2 protein-coding genes are annotated in these 1758 nt (G+C 68.4%); one reads left to right on the top strand and one right to left on the bottom strand.

The features are described from left to right. Positions 1-91: 91 nt before the first annotated feature. Entirely contained in the window at positions 92-349 is a 258-nt protein-coding gene (locus DD1DGNOD_RS26465) for a hypothetical protein (protein ID WP_206442928.1), read from the bottom strand. 366 nt (positions 350-715) lie between these two features. Between DD1DGNOD_RS26465 and DD1DGNOD_RS03690 the strand changes: the two genes are divergently transcribed. Continuing rightward, positions 716-1678 (top strand): crotonase/enoyl-CoA hydratase family protein, encoded by a 963-nt coding sequence (locus tag DD1DGNOD_RS03690; protein WP_131765253.1) that lies wholly within the window; start codon positions 716-718, stop codon positions 1676-1678. Positions 1679-1758 lie beyond the last annotated feature (80 nt).

Genomic DNA, 1758 nt, shown 5'->3' with positions numbered 1-1758 from the left:
CTCTTCGCAGGGCCTCTCTTCGCAGGGCCTGAAGGCGGTGCGCAAGCAGGATCATCACACCGCCTTCGGGCGGGCGGCAGGGATACGGGAGTTACTCTCCGTCAGAGACCTCCAGGCGCCGGACGCGGAGATGCTCGACATCGACAGTTCCGATCTTCAGGCTCCCCACCCGCGCGCGCCGGATCGCCAGCCGCCCGATCGCGAGCGCGCCCACCGCGAAGGCACCCAGTGCCGCCGCGCCAAGAGCCAGCGCTCCGACGGCAAACGCGCCCAAAGCCGTCGCCCCGGTAGCCACGACCGCACCGCTGCCGGCAGCGGGCACGATGCCGCCGGTCGCACTGCCGGTCACCTCGGATCCCGCGCCAGTAGCCCGGGGAGTTGACCCTCTGGCGGACTGCGTCAGATCGCTCACCCTGTCGAGAGTAGAGCCTCCCCGCACGCTGTCGAGTTTCCCGCCATCAACGAGCCGGAGACCCGGACCTTCCGGACCTTCCGGATCGGCTCCCGCACCCCGAGCGCGAGAAAACATGATCGCGCTGCTTTTGGCCCTCCAGCGGCCCCGGCAACTACCCGGCAGTAGTTTATGTTCCAACCTTCCAACAGTTAAGTATTCGGATACTCACAAGCCGGCCGTCGCGTGATGAGTCACCGTGGGATACCCATCCGTGACGCCCACCAGTGCAGTTCAGCGCCATCCGAACCAGAAGGGAATCCGATGACGACGACGGACGGGCTCCGAGTGAACGCCGCCTCCGGTGGTAACGGCGCGAACCGCGTCGACGACGCCGGACACCAACCGGCTGGACACCAACAGCCGATTCGGCTGGAACCATACCTGTTCGCCGAACCGCCGGCGCAACCGCTGGTATCGCTGCGTGTTGAACGGCGCGACACGGTTGTCCAGGTCACCCTGCTCGGCCCGGGCAAGGGCAACGCCCTGGGCCCGGACTTCTGGCGCGAGGTCCCCAAGGTGTTCGCCGCTTTGGACGTCGACGACACCGTGCGGGCGGTGGTGCTCACCGGCTCCGGCAACCACTTCTCCTACGGCCTGGACCTGGCGGCCCTGGCCGAGTTGGCCGACATCGCGGGCGACGAAGACGGCGGTCTGGCCCAGTTTCGTACCGATTTCCTCCACAAGGTGCGTTCCATGCAGGATTCGCTGGACGCCGTCGCGCGCAGCCGGAAGGCCGTTGTCGCCGCGGTCAGCGGCTGGTGTGTCGGTGGCGGGGTCGACCTGCTGGCCACATGCGATGTCCGGTACGCCAGCGCCGAGGCGCTGTTCAGCATCCGGGAGGTGAAGGTCGGCGTGGTTGCCGACCTGGGCAGCCTGCAGCGCCTTCCCGCCATTATCGGGGACGGGCACCTGCGAGAACTCGCTCTGACCGGCAAAGATATAGACGCCGCCCGCGCCGAACGGATCGGCCTGGTCAACGACGTGCTCCCCGACCCGGCCAGCGCGCTCGCCGCCGCCCACGCCTTCGCCGACGACGTCGCGGCAAACCCGCCGCTGGTCACGCAGGGCATCAAGGATGTCCTGGACACCGCCCGTGCCGCCGCGGTCGAGGCCGGTCTGCGCTATGTCGGGGCGTGGAACGCCGCATTTCTCCATTCCCATGACCTCACCGAGGCGATGGCGGCCTTCGTGCAGCGGCGACCGCCACGATTCACCGGCCGGTGACGGTGACACGGCACGGGGCGAGGTGCGCAGCCCTGCGCCCTGATTCCCCGATGCTCCGATGCTCCGATGCTCCGATGCTC

Source organism: Candidatus Protofrankia californiensis, assembly GCF_900634765.1.
Taxonomy (GTDB): Bacteria; Actinomycetota; Actinomycetes; order Frankiales; family Frankiaceae; genus Protofrankia; species Protofrankia californiensis.
This window is presented reverse-complemented; position numbering and strand designations above follow the sequence as displayed.